Annotated in this window: 23 protein-coding genes and 2 tRNA genes; 10 read left to right on the top strand and 15 right to left on the bottom strand. The window is 72.7% G+C overall.

The features are described from left to right. Positions 1-7 precede the first annotated feature (7 nt). The 3 genes from ACFWVV_RS24305 to rfbB all read left to right on the top strand — a co-directional run bounded on the left by ACFWVV_RS24305 (position 8) and on the right by rfbB (position 3227). Positions 8-1126 carry an SPFH domain-containing protein gene (locus ACFWVV_RS24305; protein ID WP_384342138.1) on the top strand — a complete coding sequence of 373 codons (1119 nt, stop codon included), beginning with the start codon at positions 8-10 and terminating at the stop codon, positions 1124-1126. 204 nt (positions 1127-1330) lie between these two features. Continuing rightward, complete coding sequence (locus ACFWVV_RS24300; protein ID WP_384342136.1) at positions 1331-1924, top strand: lytic polysaccharide monooxygenase; 594 nt, start codon at positions 1331-1333, stop codon at positions 1922-1924. Positions 1925-2264: 340 nt separating this feature from the next. Next, positions 2265-3227, top strand: coding sequence for a dTDP-glucose 4,6-dehydratase (rfbB, locus tag ACFWVV_RS24295; RefSeq protein ID WP_384342134.1), 963 nt, complete (start codon positions 2265-2267; stop codon positions 3225-3227). Between the two features lie 58 nt (positions 3228-3285). Here the strand turns inward: rfbB and ACFWVV_RS24290 are convergent. The 6 genes from ACFWVV_RS24290 to ehuB form a co-directional block, all read right to left on the bottom strand. Further along, positions 3286-3359, bottom strand: a tRNA-Lys gene (locus ACFWVV_RS24290). Positions 3360-3462: 103 nt separating this feature from the next. After that, entirely contained in the window at positions 3463-4224 is a 762-nt protein-coding gene (locus ACFWVV_RS24285) for an IclR family transcriptional regulator (protein WP_384342132.1), read from the bottom strand. Between the two features lie 293 nt (positions 4225-4517). Next, positions 4518-5249 carry an ectoine/hydroxyectoine ABC transporter ATP-binding protein EhuA gene (gene ehuA, locus ACFWVV_RS24280; protein WP_384342203.1) on the bottom strand — a complete coding sequence of 244 codons (732 nt, stop codon included), beginning with the start codon at positions 5247-5249 and terminating at the stop codon, positions 4518-4520. Between the two features lie 70 nt (positions 5250-5319). Then, a complete protein-coding gene (gene ehuD, locus ACFWVV_RS24275) occupies positions 5320-5973 on the bottom strand; it encodes an ectoine/hydroxyectoine ABC transporter permease subunit EhuD (protein ID WP_384342130.1) in 654 nt (217 codons plus the stop codon). Continuing rightward, positions 5970-6653, bottom strand: a complete 684-nt coding sequence (gene ehuC / locus ACFWVV_RS24270) for an ectoine/hydroxyectoine ABC transporter permease subunit EhuC (protein WP_384342128.1) — start codon at positions 6651-6653, stop codon at positions 5970-5972. The genes ehuD and ehuC overlap by 4 nt, the downstream gene beginning before the upstream one ends. Then, the gene (gene ehuB, locus ACFWVV_RS24265; RefSeq protein ID WP_384342126.1) at positions 6650-7558 is read right to left on the bottom strand and encodes an ectoine/hydroxyectoine ABC transporter substrate-binding protein EhuB; all 909 of its coding nucleotides are present in this window, start codon (positions 7556-7558) and stop codon (positions 6650-6652) included. The genes ehuC and ehuB overlap by 4 nt, the downstream gene beginning before the upstream one ends. Positions 7559-7663: 105 nt before the next feature. Between ehuB and ACFWVV_RS24260 the strand changes: the two genes are divergently transcribed. Both ACFWVV_RS24260 and ACFWVV_RS24255 read left to right on the top strand, forming a co-directional pair. Continuing rightward, entirely contained in the window at positions 7664-8170 is a 507-nt protein-coding gene (locus ACFWVV_RS24260) for a DUF3830 family protein (protein ID WP_384342124.1), read from the top strand. An 80-nt stretch (positions 8171-8250) separates the two neighbouring features. Then, positions 8251-8853, top strand: coding sequence for a hypothetical protein (locus tag ACFWVV_RS24255; RefSeq protein WP_384342122.1), 603 nt, complete (start codon positions 8251-8253; stop codon positions 8851-8853). A 3-nt stretch (positions 8854-8856) separates the two neighbouring features. On the opposite strand, the gene ACFWVV_RS24250 is transcribed toward ACFWVV_RS24255, so the two are convergent. Next, positions 8857-9603, bottom strand: a complete 747-nt coding sequence (locus tag ACFWVV_RS24250; RefSeq protein WP_384342120.1) for a class I SAM-dependent methyltransferase — start codon at positions 9601-9603, stop codon at positions 8857-8859. A gap of 182 nt (positions 9604-9785) precedes the next feature. On the opposite strand from ACFWVV_RS24250, the gene ACFWVV_RS24245 reads away from it, so the two are divergent. After that, positions 9786-10748, top strand: a complete 963-nt coding sequence (locus tag ACFWVV_RS24245) for a D-alanyl-D-alanine carboxypeptidase family protein (RefSeq protein WP_384342118.1) — start codon at positions 9786-9788, stop codon at positions 10746-10748. Between the two features lie 119 nt (positions 10749-10867). On the opposite strand, the gene ACFWVV_RS24240 is transcribed toward ACFWVV_RS24245, so the two are convergent. Together ACFWVV_RS24240 and ACFWVV_RS24235 are read right to left on the bottom strand one after the other, a co-directional pair. Then, positions 10868-12331 (bottom strand): amidase, encoded by a 1464-nt coding sequence (locus tag ACFWVV_RS24240; RefSeq protein WP_384342116.1) that lies wholly within the window; start codon positions 12329-12331, stop codon positions 10868-10870. Further along, positions 12324-13301, bottom strand: a complete 978-nt coding sequence (locus tag ACFWVV_RS24235; RefSeq protein ID WP_384342114.1) for a D-2-hydroxyacid dehydrogenase — start codon at positions 13299-13301, stop codon at positions 12324-12326. The genes ACFWVV_RS24240 and ACFWVV_RS24235 overlap by 8 nt, the downstream gene beginning before the upstream one ends. A gap of 95 nt (positions 13302-13396) precedes the next feature. Here ACFWVV_RS24235 and ACFWVV_RS24230 point away from each other — a divergent pair, with 95 nt between their 5' ends. From ACFWVV_RS24230 to ACFWVV_RS24220, 3 genes are all read left to right on the top strand, one after another. After that, a complete protein-coding gene (locus ACFWVV_RS24230) occupies positions 13397-14248 on the top strand; it encodes a decarboxylase (protein WP_384342112.1) in 852 nt (283 codons plus the stop codon). A gap of 1 nt (position 14249) precedes the next feature. Then, entirely contained in the window at positions 14250-14966 is a 717-nt protein-coding gene (locus ACFWVV_RS24225; RefSeq protein WP_384342111.1) for a decarboxylase, read from the top strand. A 166-nt stretch (positions 14967-15132) separates the two neighbouring features. Then, on the top strand, positions 15133-16218 hold the full coding sequence (locus tag ACFWVV_RS24220; protein WP_384342109.1) for an LLM class flavin-dependent oxidoreductase: 1086 nt from the start codon (positions 15133-15135) through the stop codon (positions 16216-16218). A gap of 165 nt (positions 16219-16383) precedes the next feature. Here ACFWVV_RS24220 and ACFWVV_RS24215 read toward each other — a convergent pair whose 3' ends face one another. Beyond that, positions 16384-18063 (bottom strand): putative bifunctional diguanylate cyclase/phosphodiesterase, encoded by a 1680-nt coding sequence (locus tag ACFWVV_RS24215; RefSeq protein ID WP_384342201.1) that lies wholly within the window; start codon positions 18061-18063, stop codon positions 16384-16386. A gap of 979 nt (positions 18064-19042) precedes the next feature. Between ACFWVV_RS24215 and ACFWVV_RS24210 the strand changes: the two genes are divergently transcribed. After that, entirely contained in the window at positions 19043-20272 is a 1230-nt protein-coding gene (locus tag ACFWVV_RS24210) for a M6 family metalloprotease domain-containing protein (RefSeq protein WP_384342199.1), read from the top strand. Positions 20273-20385: 113 nt separating this feature from the next. On the opposite strand, the gene ACFWVV_RS24205 is transcribed toward ACFWVV_RS24210, so the two are convergent. The 5 genes from ACFWVV_RS24205 to ACFWVV_RS24185 form a co-directional block, all read right to left on the bottom strand. After that, positions 20386-20459, bottom strand: a tRNA-Lys gene (locus tag ACFWVV_RS24205). Continuing rightward, positions 20450-21022, bottom strand: a complete 573-nt coding sequence (locus tag ACFWVV_RS24200) for a bifunctional DNA primase/polymerase (protein ID WP_384342107.1) — start codon at positions 21020-21022, stop codon at positions 20450-20452. The genes ACFWVV_RS24205 and ACFWVV_RS24200 overlap by 10 nt, the downstream gene beginning before the upstream one ends. Before the next feature lie 135 nt (positions 21023-21157). Continuing rightward, positions 21158-21499 (bottom strand): hypothetical protein, encoded by a 342-nt coding sequence (locus ACFWVV_RS24195; protein ID WP_384342105.1) that lies wholly within the window; start codon positions 21497-21499, stop codon positions 21158-21160. A gap of 233 nt (positions 21500-21732) precedes the next feature. Beyond that, positions 21733-23112, bottom strand: coding sequence for an AAA domain-containing protein (locus ACFWVV_RS24190; protein WP_384342103.1), 1380 nt, complete (start codon positions 23110-23112; stop codon positions 21733-21735). After that, positions 23109-24725: a hypothetical protein gene (locus ACFWVV_RS24185; protein WP_384342102.1), complete on the bottom strand. Its 1617-nt coding sequence runs from the start codon at positions 24723-24725 to the stop codon at positions 23109-23111. Before ACFWVV_RS24185 ends, ACFWVV_RS24190 begins: the two co-directional genes overlap by 4 nt. Between the last annotated feature and the right edge of the window lie 243 nt (positions 24726-24968).

Below are 24968 nucleotides of genomic sequence, written 5' to 3'. Positions count from 1 at the left end.
GGATCCCGTGATCAGGAACGAGTCGACCACCGAGATCCCCGTGCACCTGCTCTTCCGCGACGAGAGCGGGACTCCTTCGGTGGCGTCCGGGGCGACCGTCGTGGGACGGCGCAGGGGCACCGGGGAGCAGCGCCGCATCGAACAGCCGGTCACCGCGGGCGGGCACGGCGCCCACGGTCCCGCCGGCCGGGCGCCGGCGGGCCGGGGCGACGTGGACCGGGCCATGGCCGACCGGGGCTCCGTCGACCGGGGTCCTGCCGGCCGGGGTCCTGTCGAGCGGCCCGGTCCGGCGGGTGCCGGGTGGGTGGCCGCCGGCGTCGGTCTTGCGGCCGTCGCCGGGTGCGGGGCGGCACTGTGGTGGGCGGGCCTGCTGCCGGGACCGCTCCGCGCGGCACTGCGGCTGCCCGCGCGGTCCTACGAAGGGATCGGGTCCGGGCTCTGGGGAGTGTTCGCCGCGCTGGCGGCGGTGGCGCTGTGCGCGTTCGGCGGGTTGGCCCGCGGGCGGGAGGGGTACGCGTCGGTGCTCACGCTCTTCGGCGCGTATCGGGGGACGGTGCGGCGCACGGGGCTGATGTGGCTGAGCCCGCTGCTGGCACGCCACCAGGTGGACGTACGGCTGAAGCACTGGCGGAGCGAGCCGCTTCAGGCCGTCGACCGCAACGGCATCCCGCTGCGGGTGGTCGTCCTGCTGGTGTGGCGGGTCGTGGACCCCGCGCGGGCCACGTTCGCGGTCGCCGACCACACCGGGCAGCTGCGCGCGGAGGTGGAGGCGGTGCTCGCCCGGGTGCTGGCCCGGGCCCCCGCCGACGGGGCGCGGGACGCGGCGGCGATCGGTGACGCGCTCACCCGGCAGCTGGTGGCCAGGACCGCCGGGTCCGGCATCGAGGTCTTCTCCGTCCAGCCGGTGCGGATCGACTACGCGCCCGAGGTCGCCGACGTGATGAGCCGCAGGCGGGTCGCCGCCCTGGACGCCCGGCAGCGGGAGAAGGCGCTCGTCTCCGTGGTGGACGCGGTGGAGGAGACGGTGACCAGGCTCACCGAGCGGGGCCTGACGGGGGAGCTCGACGACTACGAACGCAAGGCTCTGGTGCGGGAGCTCACGGTGGCCTACCTCGGCGGGGCGTGAGAAGGGCGGCGGCCGCCCGACGCCTTCCGTGCTCGGCGGAATGCGGGTTTCCGCGACTTCCTTCAACGTTGGACATTGGTCTGGACATGTTCAACTGGCGTCCATACATTGGGACTTGGTCTAGACCGGCTTTCCGTCAGAGCACCACCACGCGCGCGTGCGGCACGGCTCACAGAACACCCCCACGTTCTCCTGGAGCGAAGCATGCGAAAAAAGGCATTGAGTGCGGCTGTCCTCGGGCTCGCGATAGCGGGCACCACCGCACTGTCCACCAGCGGCGCGAGCAGCCACGGCTACACGGACTCGCCGATCAGCCGCCAGAAGCTCTGCGCCAACGGCACGGTGAAGAACTGCGGCTCCATCCAGTGGGAGCCGCAGAGCGTCGAGGGGCTCAAGGGCTTCCCGGCGGCCGGTCCGGCGGACGGCAGGATATGTTCCGGCGGTAACAGCGGGTTCGCCCAGCTCGACGACCCGCGCGGCGGGCAGTGGCCCGCGACGAAGGTGTCGGCGGGGCAGGGCTACTCGTTCCGCTGGCAGTTCACCGCCCGGCACGCCACGTCGGACTTCCGCTACTACATCACCAAGCAGGGCTGGGACCCGAGCAGGCCGCTCACCCGGGCCTCGCTGGACCCGCAGCCGTTCCTGAACGTGCCGTACGGCGGCAAGCAGCCGCCCGCGACACTGACCCACCAGGGCACGATCCCCGGCGGCAAGTCCGGCAGGCACATCGTGCTGGCGGTGTGGAACGTGGCCGACACGCCCAACGCGTTCTACGCCTGTTCCGACGTGCAGTTCTAGCTCCGCAACCGGTGCCGCCCGACGGCACCGCGGCACTACCGCTCCACCGCAGTTCCGGGTCCCCGCCGCGGCGAACCGCCGTCCCGCAGCGGGCCCCTCGCGAGCCGTCCCGAGCACTCGGGGCGGCTCGCGCCGTTCGTGGCGCGGCGGCATGGAGGGGCCGGGACGCGGACGGGCGTAGCGGCATGGACGGGGGTCGGGGCACGGAAGGGCGGGGCGGGCGGGGCCTGTGCGGCCTGCGGGGCCTGCGTGGCAGGAAGGCGGCGGGTAGGCTCGAAAACGCCGGAATCCGTTCCTCCGGTCCGGCGTCGAAGGCCACCCCCGAGCGGAGTCGCGCACCGTGCAGATCCTCGTCACCGGCGGTGCCGGCTTCATCGGCTCCGCGTACGTCCGGATGCTTCTGGACGGCCGCCTGCCCGGCGCCGAGCACGCCCGGGTGACCGTGCTCGACCTGCTCACGTACGCGGGGAACACCGACAACCTCCCCCTGTCCCACCCCCGGCTCACCTTCGTGCGGGGCGACGTCTGCGACCTGCCGCTGCTGCTGCGCCTGCTGCCCGGCCACGATGCCGTCCTGCACTTCGCCGCCGAGTCCCACGTCGACCGCTCCATCGAGGGCGCGGGTGACTTCGTCCGCACCAACGTCCAGGGCACCCAGACCCTCCTCGACGCCTGCCTGCGCACCGGCACCGGGCCCGTGGTGCTGATCTCCACCGACGAGGTGTACGGGTCGATCGCCGAGGGCTCCTGGACCGAGGACGCCCCGCTGGCCCCCAACTCGCCGTACGCGGCCTCCAAGGCGGCGGCCGATCTGATCGCCCTCTCCTACTGGCGCACCCACGGCCTCGACGTCCGCATCACCCGCTGCTCCAACAACTACGGCCCCCACCAGCACCCGGAGAAGCTGATCCCGCGATTCACCACCCGGCTGCTGTCGGGGGAGAGCGTCCCGCTGTACGGCACGGGGGCGAACGTCCGCGAGTGGCTGCACGTCGAGGACCACTGCCGGGCCGTGCAGCTCGCCCTGACCGGGGCGGCCGCGGGCTCGGTCCACCACGTGGGCGGCGGACGCGCCCTGTCCAACGCCGCGCTCACGGACCGGCTCCTGGAGCTGACCGGCGCACCGGATTCCCTCGTGACGTACGTCACCGACCGCAAGGGCCACGACCAGCGGTACGCGCTCGACGACACCCGCATCCGCGAGGAGCTCGGTTACGTCCCGCGCATCCCCTTCGAAGAGGGTCTGGCCGCCACCGTCTCCTGGTACCGGGACCACCCGCAGTGGTGGAAGCAGAGGACGTAGGAGAGCGGGAACGGCTGAGGCCCCCACCGGCGAACCGGTGGGGGCCTCAACTATCAAGTGCGCCGCCAGGGACTCGAACCCCGGACCCGCTGATTAAGAGTCAGCTGCTCTAACCAACTGAGCTAGCGGCGCTTGACTCGTAAATCGTACCTGGTCGAAGGGGGTGCTCGCGACCGCGTACCGACCGCGAGGACGCGACTACGGAGCGGGGGGACACGACGAGAGGGGGGTGCGGCTACAGGGAGAGCGACAGCGCCATGGGTGCCGCCCGCCGGTTCAGCGCGTCCGCCGCCTGGCGCAGCCGGTGCGCGTGCTCGACGGGCAGCGAGAGGGCGAGGCAGCCGACGGCCGCGCCTGCCGTCAGGGGGACGGCGGCGCAGACCGTGCCCAGCGCGTACTCCTGGAGGTCGAGGACCGGCACCGTCGGCGGCTGGCTGTCCAGTGTGGAGAACAGCACCCGCTCGTTGGTGATCGTCCGCGAGGTCAGCCGGGCGGCCCGGTGCCGGGAGAGGTGGTCCCTGCGCCCGTTCTGGTCGAGCTGGGTGAGCAGGCACTTGCCCACCGCGCTGGCGTGCGCGGAGGAACGGAAGTCGACCCACTCGTTGACCTTCGGGGTGAGCGGGCCCTCGGCGACCTGGGTCACCGTGATCTCGCCGTCCACGTACCGGCTGAGGTAGATCGCGGCGCCGACCGAGTCCCGCAGCTGGTCCAGGGCGCGCTGGAGGCGGAGTCGCAGACCCTCGCGTGCGGCGGCGCCGGTGGCCCCGACCAGTTCCAGGGACTCGCCCGCCACGTACGCCCCGTCGGCGACCTGCTCCACGTACCCCTCGCGGCGCAGCATCAGCAGCAGGGGGCGCAGGGTGGCGGCGGGCAGGCCGGTCTCGCGGGCGAGCTGGCTGTCGGTGACGCCGTCACTGTGCCGGGAGACCGACTCCAGGACGCGCAGGGCGTGCTGCACCGACTGCTGCGGCGTGGCCGGTTCGGGCTTCAGTGCCACGGTTCCCCCTAGCAAGGTTGCGACCGTCTGCTCTGTGTTCTGTGCGGTGCGTGTGATGTGTCCGGGTGGTGCGTGCGGCGTTCTGTGCGGTGGGTCCGGCGTTCTGTGCGGTGCTGGGGTGGTGCCGTGTTGCGTCGTTCGTGCGTCGTCGGACCACGATAGCCGCCAACCCCCGCCACGAGGGCCGGGGTTGACAAATTGGCTGGGCCGGATCTGCCGGACGGCGGTCCGTGAGCTGCGGGGAGCCACCCATGGCATATGCCAGCGTCAGATCGCCGCCGCCCGGCAGGGAGTCACAGCACGGCGCCGAGGAACTCCCGGGTCCGCTCGTGCTCGGGACTGCCGAAGATCTTCTCCGGCGGCCCCGACTCGATGACCCGCCCCGAGTCGAACATCAGCACGTCGTCCGAGATGTCCCGGGCGAAGTTCATCTCGTGCGTCACGCAGAGCATGGTGATGTCGGTGGTGCGGGCGATGTCGCGCAGCACGTCCAGGACGCCCGCCACCAGCTCCGGGTCCAGCGCCGACGTCACCTCGTCGAGCAGCAGCACCTGCGGACGCATGGCCAGGGCGCGGGCGATGGCCACCCGCTGCTGCTGGCCGCCGGAGAGCTGGGTGGGCCTGGCACCGTGCCGGTCGCCGAGGCCGACCATGTCGAGCAGTTCGCGGGCCCGCTCCTCGGCCTCGTCCTTGGACAGGCCGAGCACCCGTACCGGCGCCTCGGTGATGTTGCGCAGCACGGTCATGTTCGGGAAGAGGTTGAACTGCTGGAACACCATCCCGATGTTCTTGCGCACCTCCCGCAGCTGCTTCTCGCCCTGCGAGGGGAAGAGCTGCCGGCCGCCCACGTGGATGGTGCCCTCCTCGGGCTTCATCAGCGTCATCAGCAGCCGCAGGATGGTGGTCTTGCCGGACCCGGAGGGCCCGATCAGGGTGACGTGCTTGCCCGGCTTCACCGAGAAGCACAGCTTGTCGAGGACGGTGTTCTTCCCGAAGCGCTTGGTGACGTGGTCGAAGGTGATCAGGTCGCCGGCACCGGAGGGGGCCGCGGGGGAACCGGAAGGGGCCGGAGCGGAACCGGCGGGCTGGGTGGCTTCAGCGGACAAGACGACGCTCCAGGACTCGCAGCAGAAGGGACGCCGGGTAGGCGATGAGGATGAAGGCGATGCCGACGACGGTCAGCGGCTCGGTGTACTGGAAGGTGGAGGCGCTCTCCAGGCGCGCCTGCTGGAGCAGCTCCAGCACGCTGATGCCCGCCAGCAGCGGGGTGTCCTTCAGCATCGAGACGACGTAGTTGCCGAGCGCCGGCACGATGCGCCGGATCGCCTGCGGGAGGATCACCGCGAACCAGGTGCGGTGCGCGGGCAGGCTGAGCGCGGTCGCCGCCTCCCACTGGCCCACCGGTACGGCGTCGATGCCCGCCTTGTAGACCTGCGCGGTGTACGTCGAGTAGTGCAGCCCGATCGCGACGGTGCCGGTGGTGATCGCCGAGAACTGGACGCCCCACTCCGGCAGCACGAAGAAGAGGAAGAACAGCTGCACCAGCAGCGGGGTGTTCCGGATGAACTCGGTGACCACGTTCACCGGCCAGCGCACGTACTTCAGGGGCGAGCGCAGCCCGAAGGCCCACACCAGACCCAGCGAGAACGACAGCAGCGAGCCGAGGGCAAGGATCTGGAGGGTGAGCTGCACCCCGTCCCAGAAGCGCGGCATGAAGTCCGCGACGGCGGACCAGTCCCAGTTGCTCATCGCGTACCCCCGGCGGCCTGGGCCTTGGTGTCGATGCCGATGCCGGCCTTGGTCCTGCGCTCCACTGCCTTCATGCCGCGCGTCAGCACGAACGCGATCACGAAGTAGACGAGCAGGGTGACCGAGTAGATCTGGGCGCTCTCCTGGGTGGCGAGGCGCACCAGATAGGCGGCGAACGACACGTCACCGATGCCCAGCAGGGACACCAGCGCGGTGCCCTTCAGCAGCTCGATCAGGAGGTTGTTGAACGGCGGGATCATCTCCGGCACCGCCTGCGGCAGCAGGATCAGCCGCATCCGCTGCCAGGGCGTGAAGTTGAGCGCGATGCCCGCCTCGCGCTGGGCGGGAGTCACCGAGTTCAGGGCGCCGCGCACGACCTCCGCACCGTACGCGCCGTAGGAGAGGCCGAGCGCGAGCACGGCGGCCCACATGGGCACGAACGCCCAGCCGATCAGGCCGGGCACCACGAAGAACAGCCAGAACATCAGCACCAGCGCGGACGTGCCCCGGAAGACCTCCGTGTAGACACCCGCGAGGAAGCGCACGATCCACAGCCGGTGGACGCGCGCCACGCCGATCCCGAAGGCGACGAAGGCGGCCAGGAGCGCGCTGTAGACGGTGAGCTGGATCGTCGTCCAGATTCCCGGCAGGATCCAGTTCTGCCACAGACCGGAGCTCATCGGCACAACTCCTCGGCCGTCAGGGTCGTCATCTCCGCCTTCGTGAAACCGAAGGGCTGGAGAATCCGGAACAGCTCGCCGCTCTTCTTCATCTTGTGGATCTCCACATTGAAGGCGTCCCGCAGCCCGGCATCGAGCCTGCGGAAGGCGAATCCGCCGCCGTCGATCTTCTTCCTGCCGTCCACGACCGGTGCGAAGGGCGTGGTCGCCTCCGCCTTGGTGCTCTTCTTGACCACGGAACGGCCGGTCAGCGCGGTACCCGCGAAGACGTCGACCCGGCCGGACTCGACCGCGTTCAGACCCGCCACCGGGTCCTGGAGGATCACCAGTTCCTTCTCCGGGATCCCGGCGGCCACCGCGTAGTCGATCTCCGCGTACCCCGTGCCGGTGGCCATCTTCGCGCCCGTGCGCTTGATGTCCTGGTACGAGTGGAGGTTCTTCGGATTGCCCTTGCGCACGAGGAAGGAGTCCAGCATCTGGTACTCGGGATCGGCGAAAACGACCTGCGCGCACCGCTCCTTGTTGATGTACATGCCGGCCGAAACAACGTCGAACTGCTGGGAGTTGAGACCGGGGATCAAGGAGGAGAAGTCGGTCGCGACCGGCTGCACCTTCCCGATCCCCAGCCGCTTGAAGATCACCTTGGCGAGTTCGACGGCCTCACCGGTGAAGTTCCCCCGGTCGTCGATGTAGCCGTACGGTGCCTCGCCCGCGATGCCCATCCTTACGATGCCCTGCGACTTCAGCCGGGCGAGGGTGTCCCCGGTGGGCACCTTGCTGCACCCCGCGGCCCCGAGCGCCCCCGCAGCGCCCAGGGCCGCACCGCCCAGCAGGAGTGAGCGCCGTTTCAGCTGCGTCCGTCTGCCATTTCGTTGCTCTTCCCTGACGTTTGTTGTGGGAGCCATGGGCGCGCGGCTACCCATGGGTTCTTGAGTTACTCCAGTCAATTCCGGCCCGCACAGCGACAAATGCCCCCTTGACGGGAGCGATCACCGCCGCACGATGGGGAGATGACCGAACGATTCGTGGACATTTCGCTCGACAAGCGTGGTGTGTGCTGCACCGCCCGGCTCCTCGACGACAAGGCCCCGATCACCTGCCGCGCGGTCTGGGACGCACTCCCGCTGTCCGGCGAGGTCTACCACGCGAAGTACGCCCGCAACGAGATCTACGGCCTCTTCCCGTCCTTCGCCGCCACCGAACCGCCGCTGGAGAATCCGACCGTCACGCCGATCCCCGGCGACCTCTGCTACTTCTCCTTCGCGGGTACGGAACTGGCCACCGGCTCCCACGGCTACTCCGCCGCCCACATCCGCCCCGACCGCCCCGTCATCGTCGACCTGGCCCTCTTCTACGAGCGGAACAACCTCCTGCTCAACGGCGACCAGGGGTGGGTGCCCGGCATCGTCTGGGGCACGGTCGTGGACGGTTTGGAGCGGATGGCGGAGGCCTGCCAGGACCTGTGGCGGGCGGGGGCGGTGGGGGAGACGCTGAGTTTCCGGCGGGCGGCGGGCTGAAAACCCCGTAGCCGCGCGCGGTGCCCCTGCCTCTCGTACTGGCTGTGCATGCGGCAGGGGAGCGGGGGAACCTGGCACCTATGACCGACAACTTACAAAAGCCACCAGGGAGTTGGACGGAGTGCGGGGGTGACGAGGTGGACTGGGCGGGGGAGCGCAAGTGGACCGACGCGCCGTGGCTGATCTACGTGTGGGTCGGCGCAGCGTTCTTTCTGATCCTGGCCGGCTGGTGGATCTTCTTCGGCCGGGAAACAGCCCTGTGGGCAGGTGCGGCGTCCGCGGTGGCCATGGCCGGGTGTCTCGGGTTCGGCGCCCGCGCACGGCGCAAGCTCGTCGCCGAGACCGGTGTACCGTCCCACCGGCTCCCCGTGCTGGTCCGCCGCATCCGTGACGAACGGCTGCCGGGGGACCCGCGCCACCGCAGGGCGATGGCCGTCCTGGCCCGGCAGCAGGTGACCTACACCATGCCGGTGTGGATGTACTTCCTGGCGCCGGGAGCCTTCCTGCTCAACGCCGTCACCCAGGCGGTGGACGGGGACTGGTGGGCCGCAGCCCTGTGCTGCGTGGCGGTCGGGTTCTTCACCGCGATCGCGTTCACCGCACGACGCAACGGGGACCGCGCCGCCCGCGTCCTGGGCCTCATCGAAGGGACGGCCGGTCCGACCGCGCCCGCCGACAGCTGAAGCTCAGCGTGCGCGCGCCCGCGCGTCCGGCACCGCCCGTGCCCACGTCCGTCCCTCGTCCAGATAGCGGTCGAGTTCCAGGCCCGCCTCCGTCAGCGACCCCTCGAACTCCTCCTCCGTGAGCGGGCACGACAGGTACGTCTGCGTCCACTTCGCGTCGGGGAAGTGGTACTCGCACCGCAGGGTCCGCGCCCCGGGGCGGCCCACCGCCGACGGCTCCGACGCCACGATGCGGACCAGGCCGCCGTCGGGCAGCTCGCGTTCGTACGGCAACTCCCCGTGCAGGGCCGACGGTTCCCGCTGGATCACCACGCACCCGTCGTCCGCGACGTAGCGGCGGCAGGTCCGCAGCAAGCCCTCGCGTACCCCTTCCGTGCCCGCGTGGACGAGGAATGAGGCGAGCAGGACGACGTCGAAGTCCGGCGCCCCGTCCAGCTCCAGGGTCTCGATGGGACTGCGTACCGTACGGACGGATCCCGTGAGCCGTTCGCGGACCGCCGCCAGCATCTCGGCCGACTCGTCGACGGCCGTCACGGCGAACCCGAGCTCGCTCAGGGGCCGGGTGAGGCGGCCCGCACCCGAGCCGAGCTCCAGCAACCGTGCCCCGGGCAGCCGGTCTCCGGCCGCCCGCGCGACGATCTCCGGTTCGCCCCTGGCGCCCGTGCGCCGGTACAGCTCCACCGCGCAGCCGTCCGGGGTGATCGCCCCCGGCCCGGTGCCGCCGTATCCCTCGCGCACGATGTGATCCATGGGGTGTATCGCAGCACGGCACGACCGTCCCCGGGAAGGCGTTCTCCGGCCGTCCGGGGCCGAAGACGACCGTCCGGGAGGAAATCTCGGCCCAGGCCGTGCCTGAAGTACGACTCGGTCGTCACGTGAGTAGGCGACATTTTCCTGTGGCCTCCGATACATGGGCATTTGGAGCATTCACCGTGAAGAACGGAATTACCGGAATCGAGCGGAACATCAAGGTGCGCCGTGTATCGGCGCTCGCCGTCACCGCCGCCACCGCAGGGTCCGTCCTGGCGACCGGAACCCTCGTGGGTCCGGCCCAGGCCCTCGCCCCGTCCCTCACCGCGCCCGCGGCCCCCTCGGTGCCGGCCGCCGCACCCAAGGGACCGACCGTCACCGCCCGGGGCGCCTTCCTCATGAACGCGGGTACGGGGAAGACCCTCTACGCCAAGGCCGCCGACACCCGCCTCCCCACCGGCTCCACCACCAAGATCATGACGGCGAAGGTGGTGCTGGCGAGCAAGGGCCTGAACCTGAACGCCAAGGTCACCGTCCAGAAGGCGTACAGCGACTACATCGTGCGCAACGGCGCCTCGTCCGCCCGGTTGATCGTCGGCGACCGGGTGACCGTGCGGCAGCTGCTGTACGGGCTGATGCTGCCGTCCGGGTGCGACGCGGCGTACGCGCTGGCCGACACGTTCGGGTCGGGGCGCACGCGGGACGCCCGGGTGAAGTCCTTCATCGGGAAGATGAACGCGACCGCGCGCTCGCTCGGGCTGAAGAACACCCACTTCGACTCGTTCGACGGGGCCGGCGGCAGGGGGAACTACTCGACGGCCCGCGACCTCACGCGTCTCGCGGTGAGCGCGATGAAGAACGCCACCTTCCGGCAGGTGGTGGCCACCAAGTCCACCAAGCAGCGGACGCTGACCAGGTCGGGCGGCAGCCGGAACATGTCCTGGACCAACACCAACCCCCTCCTCACCAGCTACCGGGGCACCCTCGGCATCAAGACGGGCTCGGGCCCGAACGCCAGGTACTGCCTGGTCTTCGCCACCAAGCGCGGCAGCAAGACCCTGTACGGCACCGTCCTGTCCTCCTCCTCGGACGTCAACCGAGCCAAGGACGCCGGCAAACTCCTGAACCACGGCTTCTCCAGGTAGCCACCCCCCTGGGGGGGCGGAGGGGCCGCCCCCGGGGGGGGCGGAACGGGCGGGCAAGGGGGGCGGCCCCCCGGCGGAGCCGAACACCGCACCCCCGCCCCAGCTACGCCCCCGCCCCCCTACGCCCCCACTCCGGACAACGCCCCGCCCAACGCCCCCGCCGCCCTCAACACCACCCCGTCCCGATGCCGCGCAGCCACCACCTGCACACCCACCGGCAGCCCCTCCCCGTCCACCCCGCACGGCACCGTCGCCGCCGGCTGCTGCGTCAAGTTGAAGGGGTAGGTGAAGGGGGTCCACCCCGTCCACCTGTGGTGCCCGGACCCCCGCGGCACCTCCGCCCCCGCCTCGAACGCCGTGATCGGCACCGTCGGCGTCACCAGCAGGTCGTACGTGGCGTGGAAGCGGCCCATCCGGCGGCCGAGCTCCATCCGGGCGTCCACCGCCGCCAGATAGTCGAGCGCGGAGAGCCGGGCGCCGATCCCGCAGATCTCCCGCAGACCCGGGTCGAGCGCCTCCCGCTGGGCGCGCCCGAAGTGCTGCACCACCCGCGCCGCCCCGCTGAACCACAGCACGTGGAAGGCCTGCACGGGGTCCGCGAAGTCCGGGTCCACCTCCTCGACGAAGGCCCCCAGTTCGGCCAGGGCCGAGACCGCGCCCCGCACGGCTCGCGCCACCTGCGGCGCGACCTTCACCTGGCCGCCCAGCGTCGGTGAATATGCCACCCGCAGACCGCGCACCCCGTCGCCGACCCGGTGCCGCAGCCCGCCGTCGTCCGCACGCCCGCCGCCGCGCACACCACCGGCCCCGGCAGCACCCCCCTCCGGGACCGGCAACTGCGACCAGTCGCGCCAGTCCGCCCCGCCGGCCATCACGTCCAGCATCAGGGCCGCGTCCGCCGCGTCCCGCGCCATCGGGCCCGCGTGCGCCAGGGTGCCGAAGGGGCTGGAGGGGTAGAGCGGGATCTTCCCGTACGTGGGTTTCATCCCGACGATGCCGCAGAAGGCGGCCGGAATGCGGACCGAACCGCCGCCGTCCGTCCCGACGGAGAGCGGCCCCGCACCGGCCGCCACCGCCGCCGCGCTGCCGCCGCTCGACCCGCCCGCCGTCCTCGACGGGTCGTGGGGGTTGCGGGTGATGCCGTGCCGGGGCGAGTCCGTGACGCCCTTCCAGCCGAATTCCGGGGTGGTCGTCTTGCCGATGAGGACCGCCCCGTGCTCGCGCAGCCGGGCGACCGCGGGCGCGTCCTCGTTCCACGTGCCGTGCTCCGATATGGCCGTCGAGCCGCGCAGGGTCGGCGTGCCGGCCTGGAGGAGCAAGTCCTTGACGCTCACCGGCACCCCGTCCAGCAGCCCGGCCGGCTCCCCCCGGTGCCACCGGTCGGCCGAGGCCCGCGCCTGTTCCAGCGCGGCCTCCGCCTCGATCGCGACGAACGCGTTCAGCGTCGGCTGGAGGGCCTCGGCACGTTCCAGTACGGCGCGGGCCGCCTCCACGGGGGAGGCCTCGCCCGTGGCGTACGCGGCGAGAAGCTGACGGGCGGTGAAGTCGGCCAGGGCAGTGGGCGCTGTCGTCGGCTCAGTCATGGGTGGGGACGTACCCAACATTCTTGTCCACTACATTCGGAAGTGGCTTTCCGGCCGCCCACAGGTCGAACAGTTCCAGGAACTGGGCGCCCAGCGCGTCCCGCCAGCCCACCACGTCACCGCTCATGTGCGGCGACACGGTCAGCCCCGGCACGTCCCACAGCGGGCTCTCCGCCGGCAGCGGCTCCCGCTCGAAGACATCCAGCGCGGCCCCGGCGATCCAGCGGCGGGAGAGTGCCTCCAACAGGTCGGATTCCACGACGAGTTGGCCCCGTCCTACATTGATGAAGTACGCGCCTGGGTTCATCGTGCCGAAGGCCCGCGCGTCGAACATCCCCCGGGTCGCCGCGGTCAGCGGTGCCGCGCACACCACCCAGTCGGCGCGGGACAGCAGCGGCGGCAGGTCCTCGGGTCCGTGCACGCCGGGGCGGGCGGTGCGTCCGGTGAGCGCGACGGTCACCCCGAGCGCCCCCAGGGTGCGGGCGACGGCCCGCCCGATCGGACCCGAGCCGACCACCACCGCCCGGGTGCCGGCCACCCGCCGGGTCTCCCGGTGCTGCCAGCGGCGCTGCCGCTGGAGCTCGTGGGTGCCGTGGAAGTCCTTCGCCGCGGCGATCACCAGACCGGCCACGTACTCCGCGATCGGTGTCTCGAAGATCCCCCTGGCGTTGGTGACGAGCGTGCCGGACGCGGCCAGCTCCGGGCACATGAGGTGGTCCACTCCGGCGCTCGCGGTGTGCACCCAGCGCGGACGCGCCCCCGCGCCCGGCCACGCGCGCCGCACCGCATCCGACAGGAAGTCCCACACCAGCAGAACATCGGCCTCGGGGAGTTGACGCGCGATGGACGATTCGTCACCGTGCAGAATGCGGACGCGTCCGGTGAGGCTGCCGAGGCGCGGCGGCGGATCGGCATCGAGTACGAGCAGGGTCACATCGGGGTGCCCTCGAACTCCGGGGTCATCAGTCATCGTCTGGAAACCGTTTCGCCACGTCGCGGATGTACGGATCGACCACGCTCGTACCCGCACCCTACGGTCGTCAACACCCATACCCGGGGGCCGCTTTGGACCTCTCCTTCCTCGGTGACCCACAGCCGCAGCGCGGTGTGGGCGTGGTCGCCCCGTTCGACTTCGCTCTCGACAGGGAGCTGTGGCGATGGGTGCCGGAGGGCATCTCGCTCCATCTCACCCGCACCCCCTACGTCCCTGTCGAGGTCAGTCTCGACCTGGCCCGGCTGGTCAGCGAGCACCAGACGCTGCGCGAGGCGGTCCGGGCGCTGATCGCGGTCGAACCAGAGGTCGTCGCGTACGCCTGCACCTCGGGAAGTTTCGTCGGCGGCAGAGCGGGGGAGCGCGCCATGTGCGGCGCGATGTCCCGGGCCGGCGCCACCGGGGACGGCGCGCTGCCCTCGGTGACCACCTCGGGCGCACTCCTGGAGGCGCTCGGCGTGCTGGGGGCGCAGCGGATCGCCGTGGTCACCCCGTACACCGGGTCCGTCACCAGGTCCCTGGAGGACTTCCTGGCGGAGGCGGGCATCGTGGTCACCGGGCGCGAGTTCCTGGGCCTCACCCGGCACATCTGGAAGGTGCGCTACCGGGACGTGGTGGACATGGCGCGCCGGGCGGCGGTCGGCGCGGCCGACTGCCTCTTCATCAGCTGCACCAACCTCCCCACGTACGACGTGATCCCCCAGCTGGAGGCCGAGCTGCGGATGCCGGTCCTCTCCGCGAACCAGGTCACCCTGTGGTCCGCCCTGCGGCGGCTCGGCATCGGCGCCGTCGGCCCCTACCAGCTGCTGACGATGGGCGCCGGGGCCGCCGTCGCCGAGGCGCCCCCGCTGCCGTCCCCGCCGGCCCTCCCGCTCCCGTCCCTGCCACCCCTCCCGCCGTTCCCCGAGCAGGAAGGCCCGCACTGACATGACAGCGATCGGATTCCTCTACCCCGGCCACTCGGCCGAGGACGACTACCCGCGGATGGAGGCACTGCTCGCGGACACCGGCGTACGGCTGCCGCTGGTGCACACCGACATCGGCACCGACGCCCACCGGGTGGACGCCCTGCGGGAAATGGGCTCCGCCGACCGGCTCGCCGCCGGGGCCGAGGAGCTGCGGCTCTCCGGCGCAGAGGCCGTCGTCTGGGCGTGCACCAGCGCCAGCTTCGTGTACGGCTGGGAGGGCGCCCACGACCAGGTGCGCACCCTGGCCGCGACGGCCGGGCTGCCCGCCTCCTCGACCTCCTTCGCCTTCGCCCACGCGGTACGGGAGCTGGGTGCGGTCCGTGTCGCGGTGGCCGCCACCTACCCCGACGACGTGGCGGACCTCTTCCGTGGCTTCCTCCAGGCTGCGGGCGCGGAAGTCGTCTCGACACGCGGCAGCGGCATCGTCACGGCCGCCGAGGTGGGCACCTGGGGCCGCACGGAGGTCCTCGCCCTGGCGAGGGCGGGCGACCACCCCGACGCGGAGGCGGTGCTGCTGCCCGACACCGCCCTGCACACGGCGGCGCACCTGGGCGCACTGGAGAGGGAACTCGGCAAGCCCGTCCTGACGGCGAACCAGGTCACCGTGTGGGAGGGGCTGCGGCTGACGGAGCGCAAGGTGCGGGCGGAGTCCATGGGGGCACTGTTCGCGAGGTGACGGAGGGGGCTCCGGGTGTACGGGTGAGGGCTCGGGGGCAGGTGCTCCGCACGTCGGCCGGGGTTCCTGGAGCGGCCCCGCGAGCCCGCCCGGGGAATATCCGGAGACAGCCTCCTGTTCGTATACGGGAGTACGCAAGAGAACGTCCGTTCCAGGAGGCCCCCCGGTGGAAGCCCGCACGACCCCGACCCCCGACCCCGTCCGCGGCAGCATCCACGGCTCCGCCCCCGCCCCCCTCTCCGTCCTGGACCTCGCCACTGTCGGCGAGGGCAGCACCCCCACCGCCTCGCTCCGTACCAGCGTGGAGATCGCCAAGCTCGCCGAGGCCCGCGGCTTCCACCGCTACTGGGTGGCCGAGCACCACTCCATGCCCGGTGTGGCCAGCTCCTCGCCTGCCGTGATCCTGGCCCACCTCGCCGCCCACACCGACCGCATCCGGCTCGGCTCCGGCGGCGTCATGCTGCCCAACCACGCCCCGCTGGTCATCGCGGAGCAGTTCGGCACGCTCGAAGCCATGGCGCCGGGACGCGTCGACCTCGGGCTCGGCCGGGCCCCCGGCACCGACGGCGCGACCGCCACCGCCCTGCGGCGCGGCGACAGCGCCCACGAGGGGGCCGACGAATTCCCCCGCCAGCTCGCCGAGCTGACCCGCTTCCTCGAGGACGACTTCCCCGACGGGCACCCCTACTCCCGCATCCACGCCGTCCCCGGCCCCGTGCAGGGCCACCGCAACACCCCCCAGGTCTGGCTCCTGGGCAGCTCCGGCTTCAGCGCCCGGCTGGCCGGCAGCCTCGGCCTGCCCTTCGCGTTCGCGCACCACTTCTCCGCGCAGAACACCGTCCCCGCCCTGGACCTCTACCGCGAGTCCTTCCGCCCCTCGGCCGTCCTCGACAAGCCGTACGCCGTCATCGGCGTCTCCGCGCTGGCCACCGACGACGAGGCCGAGGCCCGCCGCCAGGTCCTCACCGGCGCCCTCAACATGCTCCGCCTGCGCACCGGCCGCCCGGGACTGATCCCGACCCCCGAGGAGGCGGCGGCGTACCCCTTCAGCTCCGTGGAGCGCGAGTTCGTCGACAGTTGGCTGGCCAACGTCATCCACGGCACCCCGGACGCGGTCCGCAGCGGTCTCAACGACCTCGCCAAGCGCACCGGCGCCGACGAGCTCATGCTCACCGCCAACGCCCACAGCGGTGAAGTCCGCGTCCGTAGCTACGAGTTGATCGCCGACGCGTACGGCCTGCCAACCGCCTGAGCCGGCCCGGCGACGCCGGGGGAGCACATGCACCGCACCCCCGGCACCGTCGCACCGCGCCCCCGGTTCGCGCCCCCGGCACCTCCGTACCGCACCGCCGGTCCGCGCCCCTCGGCACCACCGGACCACGCCACTGCACCGCGCCCCCGGAACCGCCACTCCGGCCTACCCGGCCGCCCGCTCCACCAGCATCGCCGCGATCCGGTCCGGTGCCTGCGGCCGCGAGTACAGCCACCCCTGTCCGGTGTCGCAGCCGATCCGCCGCAGCCGCGCCGCCTGCCCGGCGGTCTCCACACACTCGGCGGTGACGGTCAGCCCCAGCCGGTGCGCGAGCTGGACGAGCGCCTCCACGATCGTCTCGTCCGCCGGGTTCGGGTGCGCCTCGTCCTGGAAGCCCCGTACGAACGAGCCGTCCAGCTTCAGCACCGACACCGGCAGCCTGCTCAGATAGGCCAGATTGGAGTAGCCGGTGCCGAAGTCGTCGATGGCGATGTGCACGCCCATGTCGCTCAGCGCCTGGAGCGCCTGGAGCGGCCGCCCCGCCGAACCCATCACGGCCGACTCGGTCAGCTCCAGCTGGAGCAGCTCCGGAGCCAGCCCGGTCTCTTCGAGGATCTCCGCCACGTCGGCCACCAGGTCGGAGTCCCACACCTGGCGCACCGCCACGTTCACCGACACGAACAGGGGCTCGGTGTCCGGGTGGTCGCGCTGCCACCGCCGTGCCTGCCGGCAGGCCGTCCGCAGCACCCAGCGGCCCAGGTGGACGATCGACCCGTCCTCCTCCGCGATGCCGATGAACCGATTCGGCGCCAGCGTCCCGAACTGCGGATGCCGCCACCGCACCAGCGCCTCCACCCCGCGCACCCGGCCGCCCGCCAGATCCACCAGCGGCTGGTACTCCAGCACGAACTCACCGCGCTCCAGCGCGGGCCGCAGCGTCGAGGAGAGGGCCTGGCGGGTCATCCGGTGGGCGTTGCGCTCCGGGTCGAACAACGTCCAGCGGCCCTTGCCGTCCGCCTTCGCCCAGTACAGCGTCGTGTCCGCGGCCTGCATCAGCCCGGTCGCCGTCGTCCCCGCCGCCGACCGCTCCAGGACCCCGATCGAGGCCGAGACCGAGAGCCGCTGCCCCGCCAGGTCGAACGGCTGCTGAAGCGCGGTCAGCACCGTCTGGGCGAGCTCCGTCAGCTGCTCGGTGCCGGTGGAGTCCTCCACGAGGAGGGCGAACTCGTCGCCGCCCAGGCGGGCCACCAGATGGCCGCCGCCCGGCCCGCCCCCGGGGCCGTAGCCGGCGGCCGCGTCCGCACAGCGGGTCAGCCGGGTCGCCACCGCCGTCAGCAGCCGGTCGCCGACCCGGTGCCCGAGCGTGTCGTTGACTGCCTTGAACCCGTCCAGGTCGAGATAGCAGAGCCCGATCCGGCCGGTCCCGCCCCGCTCGTACGTCGAGCTCTCCAGCGCCGCCGAAAGACGCTCGAAGAACAGCGCGCGGTTGGGCAGCCGGGTCACCGGGTCGTGCATCTGGAGGTGGCGCAGCCGGGCCTGGAGCTCCCGCCAGTCGCTGATGTCGGAGATCGACAGCAGTACGTTCGCACTGCCCGGCACGGGTGCCAGGCTGACCTCCACCCACAGGACGTGCCCGTCGCGGTGCTTGAGCCGGCGGGTGGCGCGGAACCGGGTGCGTCGCCCCTCCAGCACCTCGCGGTACGCGTTCCAGGTGCAGGCGTCGGCCGCCAGGTCCACCAGATCGGCCGCCTCGGTACGGGGCAGGGAGGCCGGATCGGCGCCCAGCAGCAGCCCGAGCGCGTCGTTCGCGGCGATCACCGTGCCGCCGGGGGTGACCAGGGCCATTGCCAATGGGGCGGCCCGGAAGGCGGCCCGGTAGTCGCGGGCGGCCGCCTCGCCGTCGAGGGGCGCCTGGGGGGCGTGCGGTGCGGCGGCGTCGCCGCGAGCCCGGGGCCCGGGGCGGTCCCCGGGGGCACGCTCCGTGACGAAGGGAGGGACGTGGGGGAAGGGTGGGAAGGGTGGGACGGGGTAGTGGCCTGAACCGGACTCTTCGGGGATTCCGCTCACCGTGTGCTCCCGCAGGGCGATTGAGTCGTACAGGTGTGGTCGGGTGACGTCGGGTCCTTGAGGCCGACGGTCCTGATGCCGACGGTCCTGAGGCGGGGGTCGCTGTGGCCTTCCGGGATCGTCGGCCGGGCGGCCGACTCAGCGGTGAATCGGAGGGAACCCCCGGGGGATCCGCTGCCCTGGGGCGGACTCCGCGCGGGAAAGTGTGCCGATCATAGAGGTTGCCCCAACGGCCGATCCAGCTTCTTCGCTGTCGAATCCCGCCCCGTCCGGGGCCCGTCGGGCACCACACCCACCCGGGCCGATCGTTTCTGCACGGGTGCGCCTTGGCCTGTCCTCCTCCTGACCGTTTGTGACTTTCCGTGATCCGCCGGGGTGTCGCCGCCGGTTGCCCCGGGCACCCGAGTGGCGCACTGGAACAGGGCGTAACCACCCAAAACCCCACAAGGTGGGTGAGGTGTTGCCCATTCCGCACCCGGAGGACCGGGAGGACCCGGAGGTCGAAGTGCAGGGTCAGTTGACGCCCGGGGAAGGGGAAGCGGCGGGGGCCGGTCCCGAGGGGTACGGAGCGGCAGGTTCCGGGGCGGCGGGGGCCGGTCCCGCGGGGTACGGAGCGGCAGGTTCCGGGGCGGCGGGGGCCGGTCCCGCGGGATCCGGAGCAGCAGGTTCCGGGGCGGTGCGGTCCGGGGCGGTGCGGTCATGGGCGGCGGCGCGCGGAGCCGCCGCGGCCGCCGGGGAGACGGCGGACCGGTCCCGGCTGCGGCTGCGCAGCACGGCGGCGTTCCTCACCTCCCTGACCGCGCTCGCCGCGACGGGCCTGGTCGCGGGGCCCGCTGTCGCCGCCGACCACCCCACCGGCCAGTGCGCCCTGCCCCGGACCTCCGCCCACCACTCCCTGGGCCTGGACACCTGGAACGACAGCTATCCCCGCCCGGTGAAGGCCCTCGACGCGGTCATGATCTTCCTGTCCTTCCCGGACTCCGAACCGCTGACCACCCCCCAGCAGCTCGCCGCCGACCACTTCCCGGCCACCAGCGACTTCTTCCACCGCGCCTCGTACGGCAAGTTCCGGCTCACGCCGCACCCGCTGCGCGAATGGATCCGGATGCCCGCCGACTCCGCCTCGTACGCCATACAGCGCGACTGGAGCGCCGAGCGGCGCGGCACTTATCTGCGCGACGCGGTGGCCGCCGCCGACGGCCGGGTCGACTTCTCGCAGTACGACATCGTCTACCTGGTCGCCGACCCGGACGCCCCCGGCGTCGACTCCGACGCCACGAAGGTCGTCAACTTCGACACCCCGCTGCGGGCCGACGGCGCCGACATCCGGCGCATCGTCACCGTCTTCGAGAAGCACCCGCCGGACCGCAACGTCCTCGCCCACGAGACCGGGCACGTCTTCGACCTCCCCGACCTGTACCACAGGCCCGCCGACGGCAAGGGCGACTGGGACACCCAGGTGGGGGACTGGGACGTGATGGGCAGCCAGTTCGGGCTCGCTCCCGAGCCCTTCGGCTGGCACAAGTGGAAGCTGGGCTGGCTGGCGCGCGACCAGGTCGCCTGCGTCCCCTGGGGCGCCTCCACCCGGCTCACCCTGGACCCGCTCGCGGCCCCGCCCCCGCGCGGCGGCCAGCGCGGCGGCACCCGCCTCGCCGTCGTCCGTACGGGACGCAACTCGGCCCTCGCCATCGAGGCCCGCGGCGGCTACGGCAACGACCGGGGCGCCTGCGTCCAGGGCGTGCTGATCTACCGGGTGCGCAACGGAACCGCGACCGGCGGCGCCCCCGTCGAGGTCATCGATACCCACCCGCGCACCCGGGCCTGCGAGGCCCGCTCCGTCTACCCGCCGCTCGCGGACGCCCCGCTCGGCGTCGGCGAGACGTACACGGTGGCCGGCGAGAACACCCGCGTGGAGGTCGCCGACCGCACCGGGTCGGGCGGCTGGACGGTACAGGTCACCACGGGGACGCCCGCCCCGGCGCCGTAACCGCGCAAGGGCCCCAAAGCGCCGCGCGGACATGCGGGACCGCGCACGCACAGGCAACCGCGTCGGCATACGAAAAGGCCCCCCAGCCGAAGCCGGGCGGCCTTTTCCGTCGGTGCGCCGCCAGGGACTCGAACCCCGGACCCGCTGATTAAGAGTCAGCTGCTCTAACCAACTGAGCTAGCGGCGCCTGCTGACGTCGTAGACATTAGCACCCTGATCGGCGGGAGGAAAAATCGATAACCGGGAGGCCCGCACGCACGCCCAGAACAGCACCTCGGGGCCCGGCAGCCAGGGATGCCGCACGTCCGGCGCGACCACCCAGCGCGGACCCTTGCCCGCTCCCGGTACCAGAGCGGGCACCGTCACCGCGTCGTTCGCCCCGTGACACAGCAGCGGCGGTACGGCGCCGGCGCGGGGTTCCCACTCCAGCAGGGCGGGCAGCCGGTGTGCGGTGCCCGGGGAGGCGAACAGCAGCATCCGCCCGTGCTGCAGGGCCACCGGGCCCGAGCCGGGCCCCTCCGCCCAGAGCGCGTCGAGCATCCGGCGGCCGAAGACCGTGGGCACGTTCACCACGTCGAAGGCGGTCCCGCAGGGCAGCACGGCGGGCGCGGTGGGGCGCGCCTCCCAGGTCGCCAGGGTGGAGCGCGGGTAGGCGGACGCGGAGGCGAGCCAGGCCGCACCGGGGGCGGTGACGCGGTCCAGCGAGGGGGCGGGGAGGGCTGCGGCGGGTGCGGGGGCGTGAGCGGTCATGACACAGGTCTACGGGGGGTAAGGGTTCCGTTTCTGTGAGTTGCGGGAAACGGGGACAAGTCGGTGTGCGGAGGAGTATCTTGCCGCCACCGCATATGCCAACCGCGCTTCCCGGGCCGCCATGCCGCCCGCCCCCTACTTCGGGGGCTGGTTCCGCAGCAGGTCCCGGCCGAAGTCGATCATCTTCTTCGCGTAGTCCTCGGTCCACCCCGCCCGCTCGGCGATGTCGGCGGCCGTCAGCCGGTCGAACCGCTTGGGGTTGGCGAGCTGCGCCGCCGCGACCGCCTGGAACTCGACCGCGCGGTCCGTCGCCGCCCGGAACGCGAGGGTCAGCTCGGTGGCACGGGCCAGCAGCTCCCTCGGGTCCTCGATGGCCTCCAGGTCGAAGAAGTGCTCGGGATCGGCGGCCGCCTCCTGGGGCTCGAAGAGCAGCGGCGCAGGCCGCAACCGCCGCTCGTGCCGCTCGGTCTCCGCCATGTGCGTGTCCTCCCTCTCGCGACCCCCTGCGGGTCGGATGGCCACCCTCCATTGTCCCGACAGGCGCAAGTGGGCATTCCCAGGGGTGCGCCGGAGCGCCCGCCCGCCCCGCACCACCCGGTACGCCCGGGACCCGGTCGCCGTCACCGCTCCCCGGGCATTCGGTGCACCGGGGAGGCGGCGGCCGGCACGGCTCCGAGGGCACCGGGTGCGCCCCCGGGTACCCGACACCGTCACCGCTCCCACGCCACCCGGTGCTCCGCCAGATGCTCCAGCACCGAGTGGTTCGCCTCCCAGCCGTCCGGGAACTTCACCGTCACCCCCAGCTGCACCGGCTCCGTCGACGGGTGTTCGTCCAGCAGCTCCGCCACGCCCTCCCGGCACACCACGATGCACGCGTGCCGGTGGCGGGAGGCCAGGACGCACAGGCGGCCCGTCTCCAGGTGGAACGCCGTCGCGTCCGGCCGCCCCGACAGCGGATGCAGCACCACCGTCACGTCGAACTCCCGCCCCTGGAGCCGGTTCGCGGTGTCCACCGCGACCCCCGTCACCCCGAGCGCGGCCAGTGCGGCCCGCACCGCGGCCGCCTGGTCCCGGTGTGCGGTACCCACCGCGACGCGGTCCGCGGTGAGCGGGGCCGGCTCCTCGGAGCGCTCGCTCACCGCCACCCCGCCCCGGTCCAGCAGCCGCCGTACGACCTGCGCGAGCGCCCCCACCGCCTCCGGGTCGGTGCGAGGCGTGTGCCGCGCGGGCAGCTCGAGCAGTCCCCAGCCCGAGTGCGCCGCCTCGTCCAGCACCCGGTCGGTGGCCGACCCGCTGGACGGCACGCCGAAGGACAGCCGCCGGTCCCCGGGCCCCGTGCCCGAGCGGAAGGGCGTGTACGGGTAGAACGCGTCCGACACCAGCGGCGCCGCCGAAGCGGGCAGCCGCCAGGACACCGGCAGCCGGTGCTGCGGCAGCTGCGGGTTGTGCGCCAGCAGCGTCGAGACCGCACTCGCCGACGGGTCGTACGACAGCCCCGCCCACTGCTCCGCACCGACGATCGAGAACGGGTCGAGCTGGCCGGGGTCGCCCACGAACAGGGCACGCTCGAAGAGGCTCGCCACCGCGAGCAACGCGTCCGACCGCATCTGGTACGCCTCGTCGACGATCGCGTGCCGCCACGGCTCGACGCCCTTCACGTGCGCCCACTTCGCCGCCGTCGAGATCACCACGTCGAGGCCCGCCAGGTCGGCGGCCTTGGCGGACTTCTTCACCTGGGGCAGCTCGTCCAGGGCCTTGTCGTACGGGTCGGAGTCCGAGCTGTGCAGCCGCCCGACCGGCAGCTCCGGCTGCTTCTCGGCCAGCCGCAGCACCAGGTCGTCGACCTGTGCGTTGGTCTGCGCGACGACCATCAACGGGCGGCCCGCAGCCGCCAGTTCGAGGGCGGCGCGCACCACCAGCGTGGACTTGCCCGCACCGGGCGGGGAGTCCACCACCACACCCCGGTGGGTGCCGTGCAGGGTGTCGTGCAGGATCGCGGCGGTGGCCCTGGCGGCCTCGGCGCCGGGGTCGAAACCGCCGTCGGGGCACGGGGAGGGGTACGGCGAGCGGGCCGCGGAAGGGTGGTTCACAGGATGTCCTCCGGGTGCTCCGCCGGTACGGGGGCGAGCAGGTCCTGGGCGTCGGTGTCCGGCGGGCCGCCGTGGGTCCACGGGGTCTCCTCCGGGTCGGGGAGCCGGGGGCCGCCGCGCTGTTCGTGCTCGAAGAGGGTCCAGCAGATGCGGTCGCCGCGCTCGGGGACCGTACCGGGGGCGGGCTCCTTCGAGCGGCCCATGCCGTTCAGCAGGCGCAGGACGAGGGCGCCCTCGCCCGTCCACCGTACGAACTCGGCGGTCTGCGCCCGGCCCTCCAGCGACCGGTACACCTTGACGCCCTCGCCCACGTCCGCGCCGCCGCCGAGCTGCGGCTGGTCCTGGGTGGTGACGGTCAGCAGGGGGCGCGGTGCGGGGCGCTTGGCCTCGGTCCAGGCCGGTTCGACGTCGGTCACCTCGCTGGTGAACGCCTCTCCGGCCAGCCGCCGCGAGGCCATCACCAGCGGGTCGTCGAGGGCCTCCTGCGCCTCCAGACGGGCCTGCTCCGTCTCCCGGGACGCCAGCTTCTGGGCCGCGCCCACGGCGCTGTCCAGCCGGGGCTGCGGGGGCTCGCCCGAGCGCACCCGGTCCCGGTGGCCGGTGAACGACCAGCGGTCCCGGGTCCAGCGCTCGGTGGCCCTGGCCCCCTCGGGCAGGGTGCGCAGCAGGTCGACGGCGTTCCAGGTGGCGTGCCAGGTGGGCAGCAGCTGGGAGGCGAGCAGGTCGCGGATGGCGTGCTCGGCCGCGGTCAGCGCGCCGAGCCGCTCGTCGGCGCTCTCGCCGTCCTCGGCCGCGGCGAGGTTCTTGCGGGCCAGGTCGTAGGCGTCGACGGCCGGGGCCAGGAGCGCGTTGTCGAAGGCGGGGTCGGTGGCGGGCCCGGCGGGGGGACACAGCAACTGGCCCCTGGCGTCCCGGCCGGTCTCCGCGCGGGCCGCCGCCTGCGCGCCGCTCTCACCGGCGGGCGGATCGACCCAGGCGAGCAGGGCGCCCAGGTGCAGGTCCTCCAGGCTGCTCTGCCCGGTCGCCCAGTGCCGGGCGAGGAGGTCGGTGGCGGACAGCAGCAGCGAGGCCCCGGGGACGCGGGCGCGCTCGCCGTAGTGCGTGAGCCAGCGGCCGAGCAGCGGGATGTGGGGCGGTGCCGGGTACGGGGTGTCGGGGTCCTGCTCGGCGGTGCGGCGGAAGCGGGTCGAGCGGCCGAGGAGTCGCAGGTAGTCGATGCCTGCCCGGCTCGGGACGATCAACTGGGGTGCGTCCACGCAGAGTTCGACCTCCACCTTGCCGCGCTTGCCGCTCTCCGGGTCGGTCTCGTTGCGCTCGGCGGGCTCGACGACGTCCGCGTACGAGTCGATGTACGGCAGTACCGCGTCGGCCAGCTCGGCGAGGAACGCGAAGCGCAGGTCGCGGTCGCGCGGCTGCGGAACGGCCAGCAGCCGCGGCCGCTCCCGGTCGGTCCCCACGAGCGCCCCGAGCGGCGCCCCGGCCTCACCCGCCGTCGTCAGCGGGACGACGACCAGCGGCCGCTCGGAAAGATGGCGGTGCCGCACCGTCGCCAACGGCTGCGCCCGCCCGGACCGCGTCGCCTCCATCCGCGCCAACGTATTGATCAACGACATGAGCTACCCAAAACCCTTCCACCGAATCCACCCTGATGACCGCCCCCCAGCCCTCTTGGGGCGGCGGGGCCGCCCCAACCCCCTTCCCCCAGCCCTCTTGGGCGGCGGGGCCGCCCCCCGGGGGCAGTGGGTCTCCCCTGCTCGAGCGAAGCCGAGAGCTTGGGGAAGGGCGGGCAAGGGGGCGGCCCCCGGCGGAGCCGCACAACGCACCACCGCCCGCCCCGGCAGACCCGCACCCCCGGT

This window comes from Streptomyces sp. NPDC058663 (assembly GCF_042716745.1).
Taxonomy (GTDB): Bacteria; Actinomycetota; Actinomycetes; order Streptomycetales; family Streptomycetaceae; genus Streptomyces.
The sequence above is the reverse complement of the archived record's forward strand: the minus strand, read 5'-3'. Positions and strand labels throughout refer to the sequence as shown.